At 71.8% G+C, this 17,543-nt stretch carries 12 protein-coding genes; 5 read left to right on the forward strand and 7 right to left on the reverse strand.

The window, feature by feature from the left end:
• Window positions 1-3 precede the first annotated feature (3 nt).
• Genes FHY02_RS06170 through FHY02_RS06185 form a run of 4 tightly spaced genes read right to left on the reverse strand, consistent with a single transcriptional unit; the run spans window position 4 to window position 3,827 of the window.
• Window positions 4-909, reverse strand: coding sequence for a methionyl-tRNA formyltransferase (locus FHY02_RS06170; protein WP_221198474.1), 906 nt, complete (start codon window positions 907-909; stop codon window positions 4-6).
• The gene (locus FHY02_RS06175; RefSeq protein ID WP_183920940.1) at window positions 881-1,486 is read right to left on the reverse strand and encodes a sugar transferase; all 606 of its coding nucleotides are present in this window, start codon (window positions 1,484-1,486) and stop codon (window positions 881-883) included. The genes FHY02_RS06170 and FHY02_RS06175 overlap by 29 nt, the downstream gene beginning before the upstream one ends.
• The gene (locus FHY02_RS06180) at window positions 1,483-2,655 is read right to left on the reverse strand and encodes a glycosyltransferase family 4 protein (protein WP_183920941.1); all 1,173 of its coding nucleotides are present in this window, start codon (window positions 2,653-2,655) and stop codon (window positions 1,483-1,485) included. The genes FHY02_RS06175 and FHY02_RS06180 overlap by 4 nt, the downstream gene beginning before the upstream one ends.
• Complete coding sequence (locus FHY02_RS06185; protein WP_183920942.1) at window positions 2,652-3,827, reverse strand: glycosyltransferase; 1,176 nt, start codon at window positions 3,825-3,827, stop codon at window positions 2,652-2,654. The genes FHY02_RS06180 and FHY02_RS06185 overlap by 4 nt, the downstream gene beginning before the upstream one ends.
• Window positions 3,828-4,129: 302 nt before the next feature.
• Here FHY02_RS06185 and FHY02_RS06190 point away from each other — a divergent pair, with 302 nt between their 5' ends.
• The 5 genes from FHY02_RS06190 to FHY02_RS06210 are packed head-to-tail and all read left to right on the forward strand — an operon-like array spanning window position 4,130 to window position 10,080.
• Complete coding sequence (locus FHY02_RS06190; RefSeq protein WP_183920943.1) at window positions 4,130-6,139, forward strand: nucleoside-diphosphate sugar epimerase/dehydratase; 2,010 nt, start codon at window positions 4,130-4,132, stop codon at window positions 6,137-6,139.
• Window positions 6,136-7,377: a DegT/DnrJ/EryC1/StrS aminotransferase family protein gene (locus tag FHY02_RS06195; RefSeq protein WP_183920944.1), complete on the forward strand. Its 1,242-nt coding sequence runs from the start codon at window positions 6,136-6,138 to the stop codon at window positions 7,375-7,377. The genes FHY02_RS06190 and FHY02_RS06195 overlap by 4 nt, the downstream gene beginning before the upstream one ends.
• Complete coding sequence (locus FHY02_RS06200) at window positions 7,370-8,236, forward strand: sulfotransferase (RefSeq protein WP_183920945.1); 867 nt, start codon at window positions 7,370-7,372, stop codon at window positions 8,234-8,236. The genes FHY02_RS06195 and FHY02_RS06200 overlap by 8 nt, the downstream gene beginning before the upstream one ends.
• Window positions 8,237-8,276: 40 nt before the next feature.
• On the forward strand, window positions 8,277-8,822 hold the full coding sequence (locus FHY02_RS06205) for a polysaccharide biosynthesis/export family protein (protein ID WP_183920946.1): 546 nt from the start codon (window positions 8,277-8,279) through the stop codon (window positions 8,820-8,822).
• A gap of 28 nt (window positions 8,823-8,850) precedes the next feature.
• Entirely contained in the window at window positions 8,851-10,080 is a 1,230-nt protein-coding gene (locus FHY02_RS06210) for an outer membrane beta-barrel protein (protein WP_183920947.1), read from the forward strand.
• Here FHY02_RS06210 and FHY02_RS23270 read toward each other — a convergent pair.
• The 3 genes from FHY02_RS23270 to FHY02_RS06225 form a co-directional block, all read right to left on the reverse strand.
• Window positions 9,976-11,142: a glycosyltransferase gene (locus FHY02_RS23270; protein WP_311731784.1), complete on the reverse strand. Its 1,167-nt coding sequence runs from the start codon at window positions 11,140-11,142 to the stop codon at window positions 9,976-9,978. The genes FHY02_RS06210 and FHY02_RS23270 overlap by 105 nt on opposite strands.
• 19 nt (window positions 11,143-11,161) lie before the next feature.
• Window positions 11,162-15,688, reverse strand: a complete 4,527-nt coding sequence (locus FHY02_RS06220; RefSeq protein ID WP_183920949.1) for an Ig-like domain-containing protein — start codon at window positions 15,686-15,688, stop codon at window positions 11,162-11,164.
• A 124-nt stretch (window positions 15,689-15,812) separates the two neighbouring features.
• The gene (locus FHY02_RS06225) at window positions 15,813-17,543 is read right to left on the reverse strand and encodes a hypothetical protein (RefSeq protein ID WP_183920950.1); all 1,731 of its coding nucleotides are present in this window, start codon (window positions 17,541-17,543) and stop codon (window positions 15,813-15,815) included.

A 17,543-nucleotide genomic window follows, 5' to 3' on the forward strand; every position in this document is an offset into this window, starting at 1 on the left:
TCGTTATCCCAGCCGCACGTGGAGCGGCGGCGGGCCGGGCCGGTCGCGCTGCCAGCGTGTCACGCGCAGCAGCTCGCCGTCGCCGCAGCGCACCGTGAAGGTGACCTCGTCGCGCGCCACCACCTGCCCCGCGAACGCGGCGTCGTGGCCGCGGCCCGGCCGCGGCTCGGCGGCGAGAATGGTCACCTCGCCGCCCGCCGAGCGAGTGCGCGCGCCCGGATAGGGTTCGCCGCAGGCGCGGATCAGCCGGTCGATCGAAGCCGCGTCGTCGCGCCAGTCGATCTCGGCGTCCTCGGGACGGCGGCGCGCGGCATAGGTGGCATAGCGCTCGTCCTGCGGCGCGCCCGCGGCATCGCCGGCGGCGAGCCGCGTCAGCAGCGGCGGCAACATCGTGGCGAGCGCGGCCATGTGCTTGTCGTAGAGCGTCTGCGCTGTCTCGTCGCGCGCGACGTGGAAGAAGTGCTGCGCCAGGATGGGACCGCTGTCGGTGCCTTGGTCGATCACGAACAGGCTGCCCGCGGTGATCGGCTCGTCGAGCAGGATCGTCCAGGGGATCACGCCGCGCCCGCGCAGCCGCGGCAGGGCCGCGGGATGGTAGCCGACCGTGCCCATCGGCGCGACGGCGCGGAAGTCGGGGCCGCACAGCTGCGACCAGCCGATCACGAGGATCACGTCGGGCGCCAGCGCGCGCAGCCGGTCGAGCACCGCCGACTCGTTGCAATTGGCGGCATGCACGACCTCGGCGCCGAGCGCGCGTGCCGCGTCGCCCAGGTCGACGAAGTCGGAATGGCGCGTGCTGAGCTCGGGCGGCAGCGTGACCAGCGCGGCGAGCGTCCAGTCCCTTGCCGCCGCCAGCGCGCGCAGCGCCACATGGGTGCTCTCAACCGCGCCGACGAGGATCGCCCGCATAGGCACTCCGTATGGCGTCCGCGTTGCGCCGCTCGCCGCCGCCGCCGGCGACGAGCAGGGTGCGGAATAGGATCTCCAGGTCGAGCCGCAGCCCGCGATGCTCGATATACCACAGGTCGAGCGCGAGCTTCTCCGCCTCGCTCAGCCGCGTGTTGCCGTTGACCTGCGCCCAGCCGGTCAGCCCGGGCCGCACGCGCGCGCGCGCCGCGCCCTGCTCGCCCGCGGCGGCGATCGTCACCGGCAGCAGCGGGCGCGGGCCGATCAGGCTCATCTCGCCGCGTAGCACGTTCCACAGCTGCGGCAGCTCGTCCATGCGGGTGGCGCGCAGGAAGCGCCCGGTCGGCAGCAGCCGCTGGTCGTCGGGCAGCAGCGCGCCGGCGGCGTCGCGCCGGTCGTTCATCGTTCGAAACTTGCGGAGCGGGAAGGGTCGCTGTGCCAGCCCCGAGCGCGCCTGCACGAACAGGATCGGCCGCCCCGCCACGGCCGCCTGCACCAGCGCGAGCAGCAGCAGCAGCGGCGCGACGAAGACCAGCCCGACCGCCGCGACGACGATGTCCACCGATCGCCGCGCGGTCACGCCGCGGCTTCCGCGAATGCCGGTCCCGCCGCCGCCGCCGTGTCCGGTCGGGTTGCTGACAGCTCCATCGTGTCGAGCAGCAGCCGGTTAACCCGCTCCACGGCGTAGCGCTCGGTGGCGACGCGGCGTGCCACCGCGCCCAACCGCGACGCGAGCGCGGGATCCGCGCAGAACCGCTCCATCGCGGCGGCCAGCGCGGCCGGATCGCGCGCCGGCACGACGAGCCCGTTCGCGCCCTGATCGATCGGATCGCGGCAGCCGGGGCGGTCGGTGGTAATCACCGCTCGCCCGCTCGCCATCGCCTCGAGGATCGTGCGGGGCAGCCCCTCGCGGTACCAGCTCGGCAGCACGAACACGCTCGCCTCGGCCAGGAAGGGGCGGACGTCGCGCGTCTCGCCGAGATAGTCGATCACGCCCTCCTCGGCCCAGCGCGCGATCTCGCCGGCGGTCACGCCGTCAGGACCGGGGTCAGTCGGCCCGAGCAGACGAAAGCGCGCCTGAGGGTAGCGCGCGCGCACCGCGCGTGCCGCCGCGACGAAATCGTCGACGCCCTTGGCGCGCAGCAGTCGCGCGATCATCAGGAACACCGGCCCGGGCGGCGGGGGTGTGCCCGCGAAGCGCGTGACGTCGACGCCGGAGCCCGGCACCTGGATCACGCGCGCGTCCGGCACGACGATGGCGTGGCGGAGCATCTCGGCGCGATCGTCACGGTTGAACACGAAGACCGCGCGCGCCTCGCGCACCGCCGCGCGGTAGAGCAGCGACACGCCGCGGCGCAGCAGTCGCATCCTCGGCGAGGCGTCCTCGCCGTAGACATGGCCGAGACCACTCACCATCGCGTAGAAGCGCGTGCGCGTCAGCCGCGCCGCGAGCCCGGCGTAGATGATCGGCTTCTGCGTGTAGGCGAGCACCACCTCGGGTCGCTCGGCGCGCAGCAGAGCGACGAGCGCGCGCAGCGTGCCGAGGTCCACGAGCGGGTTGAGCCCCACCCGGGCCATCGGCACCCGGCGCAGCGCCACGCCCATGTCGGCGAGACGCGCGCGCACCTGCGGGTCGTCATCGGGCGCGCAGGCGATCACCTCATGGCCGGCCGCGACCATGTCGGCGAGCAGCTGCCCGCGGAAATTGACCAGCGAGTAGGCCAGGCTCGCGACCACCACGACCCTCATGCGCGTGCCCTCGCCCAGTCACGCGCGGTCGGCGTCGAGCGCGCGGCGTCGCGGTAGAGCGCGGCGTAGCGGTCGACCACGTCGCGGATGTCATGACGGGCGCGGACGCGCGCGCGCGCGCGCTCGCCGAGCGCCACGCGCTGCGTCGCGGGCAGCGTGCCGAGCCGCACCAGCGCCGCCGCCAGCGCGGCGGCATCGCGCGGCGGCACCACCGCGCCGGTGTCACCGATCAGCTTGGCGCTGTCCCCCACGTCGGTGGCGACGCATGGTACGCCCGCCAGCATCGCCTCTCCCACTACGTTGGGGAAGCCTTCGCCCCAGGCTGAGGAGAGCGCGAGCAGGTCGAGTCCGCCGAGCCAGTCGGCGACGTCGCCGCGGTGACCGCGACGGATGACGATGTCCTCGGGCAGTCCGAAAGCGGCCGGCGCGAGCGCGGGATGCTCCTCCATCCCCTTGCCCACCAGCAGCACCCGCGCGGCGAGCCCCTGCCCGCGAGCCATCGCCACGGCGCGGAGCAGATTGGGCACGTCCTTCATCGGCGCCGCGCGCGCGACCATGCCGATCAACGGACCGTCGCCGCTGTCGACCCCGAGCCGGTCGCGCAACGTCGCGCGGGCGGCGGCGCGCGTCACCGGTGTGACGATGTCGAAGCCGTTGGGGATCACGCGCTGATCCGGCGCGCGGAAGCCGAGGCGACGGTACTGATCGGCCGCCGCGTGCGAGTTGTAGACGATCGCGCGCGCACCGCGCGACAGCAGCGCCTGCGTTCGCAAGACCAGCCGCGTCAGCGGCTTCTCCTCGGCGAGATCGGCGACCGAGTGGCGCACGTTCCAGATCACCGGCACGCGCAGCCACGGCCGCGCCAGCGCGGCGGCGAGCGTCGCGGCGAGCTGCGCGTGGTGCATCCAGGCGACGATCACGTCGGGGCGCCGCACCGCGATCGCGCGCGCGAGCGACAGCAGGGCGCGCGGCGACGGCATCCCCGCGGACATGCCAAGATCCGCCACCGGCGTACCGGTAGCCGCGATGCGCGCGCCGCCGTGCCCGGGCGCGATCAGCGACATTACCTCGGAACACAGATGCGGGTGGCGGCGCCCGTGCTCGAGCAGCCGCGCCAGCATCGTCTCCGCGCCGCCGACATCCAATCCCGTGATGACGTGCAGCACCCTCACCGGCCGCACCGCCCGCTACGTCGTCCCGCCACGATCAACACACTCCCCCGTACGCCGCGCATCCTAGCCGCACCCGGCGGCACCATGGCGTGACGATTGGGCACATCACCCCTTCGAGGGAGCGCGCGGGACCGGAAGAGCAGCGTCGCTGACCGATCGGAGAGCCGCCGGGAGCGAAGGAGCAGCGTGGCTCTCACCGGAATCGACGGCGCGCATCGCCGGATGCGTCCCACCATGCTGCGCCGCAACGGTCTACTCTCCTGCGGTCGCGTCCGGCGCCTGGGGGCAGGCAGGGGGAGCTTATGCCGCGGATCTTGAACTACCAACGTTACTCGCGGCGCGTGCGTCGCACCGCCAACCAGCTGTTCGACGCGGTGGCGATCGTCGCGTCGCTCGCGATCGCGCTGCTGCTGCGAATGAGCGGCGCGGTTCCCGCCTCGATGTGGGAAGGCCTGGTCTGGAGCGCGCCAGTGTTCATCGCGGTGGGGTTCCTGGTGTTCAACGCCACCGGCATCTACCGCCGCGTCTGGCGGCTCGCCTCGCTGCCCGACGCGCTGCTGCTGATGGGCGCCGCCGCGCTGTCGGTGCTGCTGTCGGTCGGGCTACTCTCGGTCTCAGGGCACGCCACCTGGCTGCCGCTGTCGGTGCCGGTGATCCATTGGTTCGTCCTCTCCGCGACGATGACGGCGGCGCGGCTGTGGCGCCGCGTCGCCAGCGAGCTGCCGCGCCGCGCCCGCGCCGCCTCGGCCGCACCGCGCGGCGCCGCGACGATCGTGAGTCAGCAGCGCGCGCTTCTCGTCGGCCGGCCGGAGGACGTCGAGGTGCTGCTGCGCCAGATCGAGCAGGAGGAGAGCCCCGCCTATCTGCCCGTCGGTATCCTCGACCTCGACAGCCATGACGCCACGCTGCGGCTGCGCGGCGTGCCGATCCTCGGCATGGTCGACGCGATCGACCACGCGGTCGATATGCTCACCGCGCGCGACGAGCGCCCCAGCGTCGTGATCATCGCGGAAGGGCGCAACGGCAGCGGTGGGCTGCCAGGCGCACGCCGCGTCCAGCTCGTCAACGCGGCACAGGCGCTTCACCTGTCGGTGCGAAGCGCCACGCCGGACGCCAGCGTGCGCCAGTCGCTCGACGCCGAGTCGATCGACCTCGCCGACCTGCTCGAGCGCCCCGCCACCGACCTCGACGCCGCGGTCGCGGCGCGCGCGATCGAGGGCAAGCGCGTGCTGGTCACAGGCGCCGGCGGCACGATCGGACGCGAACTCACCCGCCAGATCGCGGCGATGAAGCCCTCCGACATCGTGCTGGTCGATTGCGGCGAGTACAACCTCTACCTCGTCGAGATGGAGCTGCGGGAGAACTACCCGCAGGTGCCGTGCACCGCGGTGCTGTGCTCGATCCGCCAGCGCCAGCACGTGATGGCAGTGTTCGAGCAATATATGCCCGACTACGTCTTCCACGCCGCCGCCTTGAAGCACGTGCCGCTGGTCGAGCTGAACGTCTGCGCCGGGATCATGACCAACGTGATCGGCACGCGCAACGTCGCCGACGCAGCGCTGCGCTTCGGCGCGCGTGCGTTCGTCCAGGTATCGACCGACAAGGCCGTCAATCCCGTCAGCGTGATGGGCGCGACCAAGCGGCTCGGGGAATTGTATGTCCAGGCGATGGACCTGCAGGGCTCGGGCCGACCCGACAGCCCGCGCTTCATGACGGTGCGGTTCGGCAACGTGCTGGGCTCGAGTGGCTCGCTGATCCCGCTGTTCCAGCGCCAGCTGGCGCGCCGCGCGCCGCTGACCGTCACGCATCCGGAGATCACCCGCTTCTTCATGACCGTCCACGAGGCGGTGCAGCTGGTGCTGCACAGCACCGCGCGCACGATGGAGCGCAACGTGCAGCGCGGACGGATCGTGGTGCTCGACATGGGTGAGCCGATCCGCATCATCGACATCGCGCGGCGGATGATCAAGCTGGCCGGGCTGGTGCCCGACCGCGACGTGCCGATCCATATCGTCGGGCTGCGCCCGGGCGAGAAGCTGTACGAGGAGCTGTTCGACGCGCGCGAGCAGCGGCTGCCCTCCGCGATCGAGGGCGTGTTCGAGGCCGAGCCGATCCCCGTCCCCCTGCCCGCGCTCCAGGCGCAGTTCACGCGGCTGGCCGAGGCGGTCGGCGAGCATGATCAGGACCTGGCGCGCGCGCTGCTGTTCGAGCTGCTCGACCCCGATCGGATCGTCGCCGCCAAGCCCGCGGACGAGCATGCCGGGGCCGTCGTGCGCTCGCTTCACGGCAACCGCGAGGGGGCGGCGGCATGAGCGCCGGGCTTCATCAGGCGGCGGCATCGGCCGCGCTGCTTCACGCCGTCCCCGCGCCGATCGCGAGCCGCTGGCCCCGCTACGAGGCCGACGAGATCGCCGCCGTCGAGGCGGTGCTGCGCTCGGGCAAGGTCAACGCGCTCCACCACGGCGCGCACAACGCGCTGCTGCAGGACGGCTTCGCCGCGCTCTGCGCGATGCCGCACGCGATCGCGCTGGCGAACGGCACGCTGGCGCTGGAACTGGCGCTGCACGCGTTGAACGTCGGCATCGGAGACGAGGTGATCGTGCCCGCGCGCAGCTTCGTCGCCTCGGCGAGCTGCGTCGTCACGCGCGGCGCCACCCCGGTGTTCGCCGACGTCGATCCGGACACCCAGGCGCTCTCGGCCGAGACGATTGCGGCGCAGCTCACGCGGCGCACCAAGGCGATCATCGTCGTCCATCTCGGCGGACGGCCGGCAGACATGGCACCGATCGTTGAACTGGCGCGCGCACACGGGCTCCTGCTGATCGAGGACTGCGCCCAGGCACACGGCGCGACGATCGACGGCCGCGCGGTCGGGGGCTTCGGCGACGCCGCGACCTTCTCCTTCTGCACCGACAAGATCATGTCGACCGGCGGTGAGGGCGGGCTGCTGCTGCTGCGCGAGGAGGCGGCGTGGCGTCGTGCCTGGTCGATGAAGGACCATGGCAAGGACGTGCGCGACCTCGGCGGCGGGGGCGGCAACACGGGCTTTCGCTGGCTGCACCACGAGGTCGGCAGCAACTATCGCCTCACCGAGATGCAGGCGGCGATCGGCGTCGCTCAGCTGGCCAAGCTGCCGGCGTGGCTCGACACGCGCCGGCGCAACGCCGCGGCCATCCTCGATCCGCTCCGCGGGCTCGACGCCGTCCGACTGGCCGAACCGCCGGCCGAGGTGGGCCATGCTTATTACAAATTTTACGCTTTCGTCCGGCCCGAGGCGCTCGCGCCGGGCTGGACGCGCGAGCGGATCGTCGCCGAGGCGATCGCGCGCGGCGTTCCCTGCCTCACCGGCAGCTGCCCCGAGATCTATCGCGAGCGCGCCTTCGTCGAGCGCGGGCTCGGCCGCGACACGCCGTTGCCCGTGGCGAAGCTGCTCGGCGAGACCAGCCTGATGCTGCCGGTCGACCCGACGCTCGACCAGGAGGAATGCCGCTACATGGGCGAGACGTTGCGCGCGATCGCGCTCGAGGCGATGGGGCGGACGCATGGTTGAGGGTCTGCCCAGCTTCCTGGTCATCGGCGCGGTCAAGGCCGCGACGACCTGGATCTCGCACCAGCTGCGCTGCCACCCCGAGCTGTGGCTTCCCGACGCCGAGCCGCATTTCTTCAGTGACGACTACGAGCGCGGGCTCGACCATTATCGCTCGCTGTTCGCGCCCGCCCCGGCGGGGCGGCGGATCGGTGAGAAATCGGCCGACTATCTCGCGCACCCCGAGGCCGCCGCGCGCATCGCGACGGTGCTGCCCGGCGTGCCGATGGTGGTGCAGCTGCGCGATCCCGTCGAGCGCGCCTATTCGGACTATTGCATGCTCTTCCGGCACGGTCGCGTCGCCGGCGACCCGCGCCGCTACCTCGAGAAGCGAGACCCGGCCGGCAAGCGCTTTCTCGACGGCGGCCTCTACGCCCAGCATCTCGCGCGCTTCCACGCCCATCACGCGCGCGATCGGATCGCCGTGTTCCTCTACGAGGACGTGATCGAGCAGCCCGAGGGCGTGATCGCGCGCGTGTGCGAGCATATCGGCGTGGACCCGCACATCGAGCCCGCCGCGGTGGCGAGCCGCCGTAACGACGGCGCGGCGGCGATGCTGCCGCTGCCCGTCCGTCGCGTGCTGCGCCCGATGCGCCCGTTGCTCGATCCCCTGCGGAGCAACCCGCTGCTGGCGCGGCTCCGCGGCACGATGGCGCGACCGGTGCGCTACCCGCCGCTGACGGTGGAGCTGCGCGCGCTGCTGCGCGACTATTACCGCGACGATGTGCTACAGCTGGAGTCGATGATCGGGCGCGACCTGTCGCGCTGGCGCACGGGCGCCGCGGCGGGGGCCAACGACGATCGAGTGACGGCGGCGTCCTGAGCGGACGATCGACCGAGTGACGCGTGAGGGGGGATGAAGGATGCGGACGTGGCTGGGGCTGGCGGCGGCGGGGCTGTCGCTGGCGGGATGTGCGAGCGAGTATCGCGGGCTGGCGCCGCTGCCCGAAGTGGCGGCGAGCGACTACCGGCTCGGACCGGGCGACGAGCTGCGCGTCAGCGTCTTCGGGCTCGACGCGGTGAACAACACCTATATCGTCAGTGACTCCGGGGCGATCGCACTGCCGCTGCTCGAGCCAATCGCGGTGAGCGGCGAGACGGTGCGCGAGGCCGAGCGCGCGATCGCCGCGGAGATCAGCCGCCGCCAGCTCGTCAACCAGCCGCGCGTCAGCGCGCAGGTGCAGAGCTATCGCCCCTTCTTCATTACCGGCCAGGTGCAGAAGCCGGGGCAATACGCCTATGTGCCCGGCATGACGTTGATGACCGCGGTGTCGATCGCGGGCGGCTACACCTTCCGCGCCGACACGGACCGCGCGGTCGTGCGCCGCGGCGGCAGCAAGGGTGTGGCGCAGCCCGATGCGCGCATCCTGCCGGGCGACGTCGTCACCGTGGCCGAGAGCACGCTGTGACGGCATCGTACGGGGCGGGAGCGCCGCCGTGTCGCTGAGGCTGCTGCGCTGCGTGCTGCTCACCGCCGGCGGGGCGATGTGCTGCGCGCAGTCGCCCGCGGACCCGCAGCGCTCCACCGCCATCGCCGATCTGCCCCGCCCCGGCTACGAGCCGCGCACCCTGACGCTCGGCGGGATCGTGGTGACGCCGCGAGTCGATCTGGGCGCGACCTACAACGACAACATCTTCGCGACGCGGACCGGCGAGATCGGCGACGTCGTGTTCAATCTCCAGCCCGCGCTGGAGGGGCGTCGCCAGACGACGAGCAGCGACCTGCGGCTCGCCGCCAACGCCAACCTCATCCGCTATGCGCGCTACGACCGCGAGAACGTCACCACCTTCCGTGGCCTGGCCGACTGGCGCGGCGACGTCGCGCCGCGCCAGTCGATCCGCGCGCGTGCCTCGTTCGACCGCAGTTACCAACGGCGCAGCGACCCGGAGGCGGACTTCGGCGCCGGGCGCCGGCCGACGCTCATCGACGCCGCCGAGGCCGGGCTCGACTATCGCTTCACCGGCGCGCGGCTCGGCATGCTCGCGAGCGCGACCGCGACCAATTACAACTTCCTCCCCGTCGCCGACGCGGATCGCGACCTCGCCGTCTACCGCGTCGCTTTGCGCGGCTCCTATGCGGTGAGCGGACGCACCAGCGTGTATCTGCAGGGCTATGCCGTACGGCGGGACGCGCGGCTCCGGGTCGATCGCTACGGGATCGACCGCGACGCCTCGACCGCGGGCGCGCTCGCCGGCGTCTCGTTCGACGTCAGCTCCCGCGTGCAGGGCGAGCTCGGGATCGGCGCCTTCCGCTCCGACCCGTCCGACCCGACGCTCCGCGCCTTCTCCGGGCTCGCCGCGAGCGGGCAGCTCACCTGGCAGCCGCGCGTGCGCACCGCGATCACGCTGGACGCCTTTCGCGGCGACGTGGCCACTATCCGCGCGGGTGCGATCGGGCGAGTCGATACCCGATTGAGCCTGGCGATCGACCAGGAGCTGCGCCACAACGTGCTCGCGCGCGCCGCGGTGGGCATCCGCGACATCGCCTATCGCGGCGCGATCGACCGCGACCAGCGCTTCCGCTTCGCCGAGCTGGAGGGCACCTACCTGCTCAACCGCCACCTAGCCGTGCTGGGCAACGGCAGCTTCACCCGGCGCGATGCCGACCAGCCGATCGAGCGGTTCAGCCGCTGGACCGCGACGCTCGGGTTGCGACTCACCTACTGAGGCACGCGCGCCGAGCAGCGAGTTGATCAACGCGCGCCACTCGGCGGTGATCGCGGCCGGTGCGTAGCGCGCCGATGCCGCCTTCGCCGCGGCGCCGATCCGCTCACGCAGCGCGGCGTCCGCCACCAATGTCTCCAGGGCGGCGGCGAGCGCGGCGACGTCACCCGCGGGGGCAAGCAGCCCGGTCTCGCCGTGCGCGATCATCTCGTCCGGGCCGAAGGCGCAGGCGAAGGCCGCCGCGGGGACACCGGCAGCCATCGCCTCGCCGAGCACGTTGGGCATGCCCTCGTAGCGCGACGACAGAGCGAACACCTCCGCCTGGTCGAGCCAGCCGCCCGGTGCCGCACTGTTGCCGGGGAGCGTGGCGCGCTGGCCAAGCCCCAGCGAGGCGACGTGCGCCTCGAGCGCAGCGCGCTCGGGCCCCTCGCCCCAGATCACCAGCTTCCAGTCGGAATGCGCTGGCGCGAGACGCGCGAAGGCGTCAATCAGCAGGTCGAAGCCCTTCTGGCGATCGAGCCGGCCGACGCCGACGATCGTCTGACCCGGTCGGCGCTCGCGCAAGGGCACCGCCATCGGGTTGGCGATCACGCGCGCGCGGCGCCGCGCACGCGCGTCGAGCAGGCTCAGGCTCGCGCGTGTCTGCATGACGATCGCGTCGGCGCGCGGCAGCAGCGCGCGCAGCATCATCCCCCAGCCGCGGTTCGCCGGCTGCGCGCGCGGGTTGTTGCGCTCGGACACGATCAGCCGGTGCCGTCGGCCGAGCGAGGCGAGCAGCGCCACCACGTTGATCTTGGTGAGGAACGAGACGACCACGTCGGGGCGGAGCTCGCCCAGCGTCCCGCGCAGCGCGGCGGCGCGGCGCACGACCAGCAGCGGCCCGGGCGCCGATCCGGGCGGCAGGCCGAGCCGAACCAGCGGGACGCCCGCGGGAAAGGCGTGGAACACCGGGTCAGCGGGGCGGTCGAAGCTCACCACCGTCACCTCGTTGCCGCCGCGCACCAGCGCGGCCGCGATCAGGCTGACGACGCGCTCGGCACCGCCGGCACCGAGTCCGGCGAGCACGAAGACGATCGAGCGCGGCTCAGATGATGTGGAAATCGGTCGCTCCCAGCACAGGCTTGGTCGACAGGAGCGCGATCTGCACCATCGCCGCGCCGCCGGCGCCGTCCGCGTCATAATAGAGCGCGCCGGTGGCCTGGTTGTAGACGAGATGCTGGTCGGCGGTGGTCGCCGCGGCGCCGATCGCCAGCTCGGACGCCGTGATCGCGCCGGTGCGCCCGGCGAAAGCGGTGAAGACCGCGCCCGCGAGCACCAGCCTGTCCTCGCCCGTTACAAAGTCCTTGACCGTGTCGCGCTCGCTCGCCGCCCCGAGATAGTCGAACACGAAGCGGTCCGCGCCCGCGCCACCGATCAGTTCGTCGCTGCCCGCGCCCCCGACGAGCGTGTCCGCCCCCGCCCCGCCCTGGAGATAATCGCCGCCGGCCTCGCCGTAGAGCGTGTCGTTCCCCTCCATGCCGATCAGCAGGTCGCCGCCGAGCCCGCCGCGCATGACGTTGTCGCCCGCATTGCCGGTCATCGTGTTGGCGAAGTCGTTGCCGGTGGCGCTCAGGTTGGCGCTGCCCAGCATGGTGAGCTGCTCGACATTGGCCTCCAGCGTGAAGTCGACGCTGGTGTAGACCAGATCGGTTCCCTCGCCGTAATATTCGATCACCCGATCGCCCACGTCATCGACGTAGAAGGTGTCGGATCCGATCCCGCCGTACAGCAGGTCGGCCCCGCCCGCGCCGTCCAATATGTCGTTGTTGGCGTCGCCATACAGCACGTCGGAGCTGGCATTGCCGGTCAGCACGTCGTTCCCGCCGAGCCCGTGCATGGTCCACAGGTCGTTGGTGGGCGCGATGAAGGTATTGGCGCTGTTGCTGCCGGTATAGCTCTTCGGCTCGGGCAGATTGTTGAGCGAGATCGTAAAGCTGGCGTCGAAGGTCGCGCCGGCCCCGTCGGTGACTCGCGCCTGGATCAGGTGCGAGGTGGCGGTCTCATAGTCGAGCAGCGCGCCGTTCGCGACCGTCACCGCGCCGGTCGTCGCGTCGACCGCGAACCGGCCGCCGGCGTCGTCGACCAGACGGTAACGCAGCGTCTCGTCGTGATCGACGTCATAGCCGCTGAGCGTGCCGACGATCGTGCCCGCCGCGGCATTCTCGTCGACGCGGGCGCGATCCAGCGTCAGCGCCGAGGGCGCGTCGTTGGCGCCGACGAAGGTGAGCGTGACCGAGGCGGTGGAGGTCGCCCCCGCGCGATCGGCGACGGTATAGTCGAAGTGATCCACTACCGTCTCGCCCGCACGCAGCGCCTGGTAGCTCGAGGGAGTCGCCACCTGGATCGTCGTGCCCGCGAGCGTCAGCGCCAGCCCGGCGGCGGTGGTGCCCGCGACCGCGGTGAGGCGCAGCGTGTCGCCCGGATCGATGTCACGGTCGTTGGCGAGCAGCGCGGCCGCGGCGATGCTCGTCGCGCCCTCGTCGATCGAGAGCTGGTCCGCCGCTGCCACCGGCGCGTCGTTGACGTTGGCGACCTGGACGTTGACCCGCCCGATCGCGGACTCACCCGCACTGTCGGCGATCGTGTAGGTCAGCAGCGCGGTGCCGGCGAAGTTGGCCAGCGGCGTGAAGACGACATTGCCGTCGGCGTTGATCGCGGCGGTGCCGCCCGACAGCGCCGCCACCCCCGTCAGCGCGAAGGGCGCGCCGTTGGAGTCGGTGTCGTTCGCCAGAAGCGCGGCGGCGGCGATAACCGTGGTCTGGTCCTCGGTGGCCGCGACCGTGTCGGCGCGCGCGATCAGCACCGGCGGCGTGCCCTGCGAGGCGAGCGGGTCGAACAGCCGGTACTTGACGCCGGTCGCCTGGTCGTCGCCGCCCTGACCGCCGTAATCGGTCCAGCTCACCAGGAATCCGCCGTCGCCGGTGCCGGTGATCGCCGGATCGACCTGGCTGCCGAGCGTCTGATGATTGACCAGGAACTCGCCGCCCACCGCGGTGCCGTCGCCGGCGAACACCTGCGCTTTGACCCCGGCGGTGCCGCCCTCGGCGCCGACGCCGCTGTAATCCGCCCAGCCGATCGCGAAATTGCCGCCGGCGAGCGCGGTGATGGTCGGCGCGAGCTGACCCGCGAGCGTTGTCGTGTTGGCCAGCGTCTCGCCGCCGATTCGACCACCGGCGGCGTCGTACAACTGGAAACGGATCCCGAAATAATCGGCGTCGCCCCCGCGCGAGCTGTTGTCCGCCCAGGCGATCGCGAAGCCACCGGTCGACAGCGCCGCCACCACGGGGGCCTGCTGTGAGCCCGCGGTCTCGGTGTTGACCAGGAACTCGCCGCCGATCTTGCTGCCATCGCTGCCGAACAGCTGCGCCTTCACCGCGTCCTTGCTGGCGTCGCCGCCCTGCAAACTACCGTCGCGCCACGTCACGACGAAGCCGCCGCCTTGAAGTCCGGTGACCGCCGACGAGTCCTGCGCGCCGTTGGTGGCGGTGTTGACGAGCAGCTCGCCGCCGACATGATTGCCCGCGGCATCGTACACCTGCGCCTTGACGCTGGTGGCGCTGGCGTCGCCGCCCTGCAGGCTCGCGTCCGTCCAGGACACGACGAAGCCGCCGTTGGCCAGCGCGGCGATCACCGGCGCCTTCTGCGCGTTGAGCGTGGCAGTGTTGACGAGCAGCTCGCCACCGACCGCCGCGCCGCTCGCGTCGAACAGCTGCGCCTTGACCGAGCTGGCCGAGCCGTCGCTGCCGGCGTTGGCATCGCTCCAGGTCACCGCGAAGCCGCCCGAGGCGAGCGCGGTCACCGCCGGGGCGTCCTGCGCATTCAGCGTCTGCGCATTGACGCGGAACTCGCCGCCGATCTTGCTGCCGTCCGCGGCGATGAGCTGCGCCTTGATCCCGAACGAGCTCGAGTCGCCGCCGACGCCGCTGCCGTCGGTCCAGACGATCACCGAGCGGCCGTCGGCCAGGGTCGCCACCGCGGGGGCGAGCTGGCTCGCGGCGATGTTGGTGTTGGCCAGCACCTCGGGCGCGCCGGAATAGCGATATTCGTTGACCGCGTCGGTCAGCCCGAAGGTGAAGGTTTTGTCGAACGTGTCGCCGAACGTGTCGGTCGCGCGCACCGTGATCGAGACGACCGGGTTGGTCTCGTAGTCGAGCGCAAGGCTGTCCTCGACGATCAGCTTGTTGCCCTCGATCGCGAAGGCGCCGCCGGTGGAATCGTCCACCAGGCGATAGCTGTAGCTCGCGTTGAGCGCGCCCACGCCCGAGAAGACCGCGACGATGCTGTTCTCCACCTCGGTCTCGGAGAGCGCGTTGCGCGACACCTCGATGTCGGTGATCGCCGGCGTCGTCGGCGCGAACAGCCGCGCCTTAAGCCCGCCGTCGACGTCGCCTGAGGCGGTGCTGTAGTCGGTCCAGCCGACCAGCAGCGCTCCCGAGGCGAGCACCGTCACCGCGGGCATCTCCTGATTGCCGCTCACCACCTCGTTCGCCTGGAACTCGCCGCCCAGTTTCTGCCCCAGCGCGTCGAACAGCTGGGTCTTGATGCCGAAGCCGCTGGCGTCCGCGGCGATGTTGCTGTTGTCGCGCCAGCTCACCGCGAAGCCCCCATCGGCAGTGGCGGCGATGCTCGGCTGGTCTTGCGCGTTGAAGGTGGTGGTGTTGACGCGGAATTCGCTGGCCGTCCGAGCGCCGGTGGCATCGAAGATCTGGCCGCGCAGCCCCGAGGCGCTGGTGTCGCCGAGTCCGCTGTTGTCGCGCCACACGATCGCGAAGCCGCCGCCGGCGAGCGCGGTGATCACCGGCTGGTCCTGCGCGCCCAGCGTCGTGCTGTTGACGAGCAGCTCGCCGCCCAGCTTGGCGCCGGCGCTGGTAAAGAGTTGCGCCTTGATCGACGTGCCGCTCGAGTCCCCGCCGAGCCCGCTATAGTCGATCCAGGTCGAGACGAAGCCGCCCGAAGCCAGCCCGGCGAGCGCCGGTGCGACCTGGCTGCCGGTGATGGTGCTATTGACCAGGAACTCGCCGCCGATCTTGGTGCCGGTGACGGAGAACATCTGCGCGCGCACGCCGCTGCCCTTGGCGTCGGGCGCGGTCGCGCTGGCATCGACCCAGCTGACAATGAAATTGCCGCCCGCGAGTGCGGTGATGGTCGAGTCCGACTGTCCCGCCACGGTGGTGGTGTTGGCGAGGAACTCGCCGCCGACTCGCAGACCCGCAGCGTCGTAGATCTGCGCCTTGACCGAGCCACGATCGGCATCCCCGCCGAGCCCGCTGGCATCGCTCCACGTCACCACGAAGCCGCCGGTCTTCAGTGCGGTGACGCTGGCCCGGTCCTGGTTGTTGCCGGTGGCGCTGTTGATCAGGAACTCGGCGCCGACTGCGACGCCGGCCGAGTCGAAGCGCTGCGCCTTGACGCTGGTGCCCGACGAATCGCCCCCGCTGCCGCTCAGGTCAGTCCAGATCGCGACGAAGCCCCCGTCTGCCAGTGCGGCAAAGGACAAGTCGGTCTGCACCCCTGCCCACGTCGAGTTGACGCGGAACTCGCTACCCGCGCTCGTGAATGCGCCGTTTGCCATACGCCCCTCCCCCGAAAAGCGCCGTCCGCCCCCAGCGTGACCGGCGACGGGAGATTAGGTCCGAAGCGGTATCGCGGTAAGTGGGGTATCGGGGCGCGGGATGGCTCCGAAGGAGTAGTCCGCCTCAGCGCACGGTGACCAGCGCCGAGTCGATCGCATCACCGCCGTAGCGGCCGATACAGTCGATTTCATAGGCGCGTGTCGCCTTCACCCGAACGACGCGCGCACCCGTCTCGCCCGCCGCCGCACCGTCGAGCTTGCACGAGCGGATGTTCTCGCCGCTCCACCGCAGCGTCACCGCGCCGCCCATCCCGACCTGCGCGGGATTCGCGCTGAGGGCGATCGACGGCAGCGGCCCCGGGTCGGCGATCGCGCGACCGCAGGCCGGGCGCGGCACCAGCGACGGCTGCACCGTCATGGTCGCGCGATCGCCAGCCAGCTCCGACAGATAGGCCTCCAGCTTGGTATAGCCGTCGCCCCCGAGCATGTTGCGATCGTTCGGGTTGGTCGGCGACAGGCCGTGCGCGAGCTCCCACTCGTCCGCGATGCCGTCGCCGTCGCGATCGGCCGGCGCGGCGCCGCCGGTGAGCGCAGGCCAGCCACCGACCTGCGCCGGATCGTCCAGCACCGCGCCGCGGCACGCGATCAGACCGGCGACGACGCGCGCGTCGGCCGCGTCGCGGCGCGGCCGCGTCGCTCCCACCGCGGCCACGATGCGCCGGTAAGCGGTGCCGGCGTCGTCGATCTCGGCCGCCGCCATCGAGAGCGTGCCGATCGGCGCCGTCGACACATAGCGCCAGTCGCCGGGCTCGAGCACCAGCCGCTCGTCGCCGCGGTCCTCTGGACGGTGGACGTCGAGGTTGCCGCGCAGGTGGATGCGGAAGCGCGCCGGATAGTCGCGGAAGTAGTTGAGCAAATAGAGCTGCGTGGTCGCCTCGGACGAGGGGCCCATGATCGCGCTGTTGCCGATGGCGTTGACGTCGAGGTCGCCGAAGCGCGTGTACAGCTCGGCGTTGTAGCGCACCGAGTTGAAGATCACGTTGTCGATCATGTCGAACTGCCCGCGCAGGTTGACCAGCGGGTTGCGGCGGACGTTGCTGGCGATGAGATTGTGGTGAAACGTCACCGCGTGCGCGCCATAGCCGAAATAGGTACCGCGGCTGTGCGGGCCGCGGTTGGCTTGGTTGAGCCCCTCGGCGAGGATCGACCATTGCACCGTCACGTTGCGCGTCTGGCCGCAGCGACCGCTCTCATGCCCGGCGCCGACGATGTTGATCCCCTCGTCGGTGGGCCAGGAGGTCGAGAGGTGATCCAGGATCACGTCGTGCGCGCCGCCGCTGATCTGGATCGTGTCGACGTTGTCGGATGCGCGCGGCGAGGCGCCCGGGCGCAGGCGGAAGTGGCGCAGCACCACGTCGTGCGTGCGCACCAGCATCGGCGCATTGCCCGAGGCACCGTTGCGCAGCGCGATGCCGCCCGGCGAGGTCTGGCCGGCGATGGTGAGGAACGGCTGCGTCACCTTGATCCAGTCGCGCAGCACGATCGTGCCGCTGACCCGGAAGACGCAGGTGCGCGCGCCGCTGGCCTCGGCGCAGTCCCGCAGCGAGCCCGGCCCCGCGTCGGCGAGCGTCGTCACCGCGATCACGCGCCCGCCGCGGCCGCCGCGCGCGTACCGGCCGAAACCCTGCGCGCCGGGGAAGGCAGGCAGCGCGTGCGGCGCATCACTGGTGTCGCAGTCGACCGGGAAGCTCTCCTCCGCCGCCGCTGGCACCGCGACCCCGCCCTCGATCGCGGGGAGCAGCAGCGCGCCGAGCAGCAGCAGCGCGGCGACCAGCAGGGCTCGCATCCGCGTCAT

Origin of the sequence: Sphingomonas sp. BK069 (assembly GCF_014193405.1) — a bacterium.
Lineage (GTDB): Bacteria > Pseudomonadota > Alphaproteobacteria > Sphingomonadales > Sphingomonadaceae > Sphingomonas.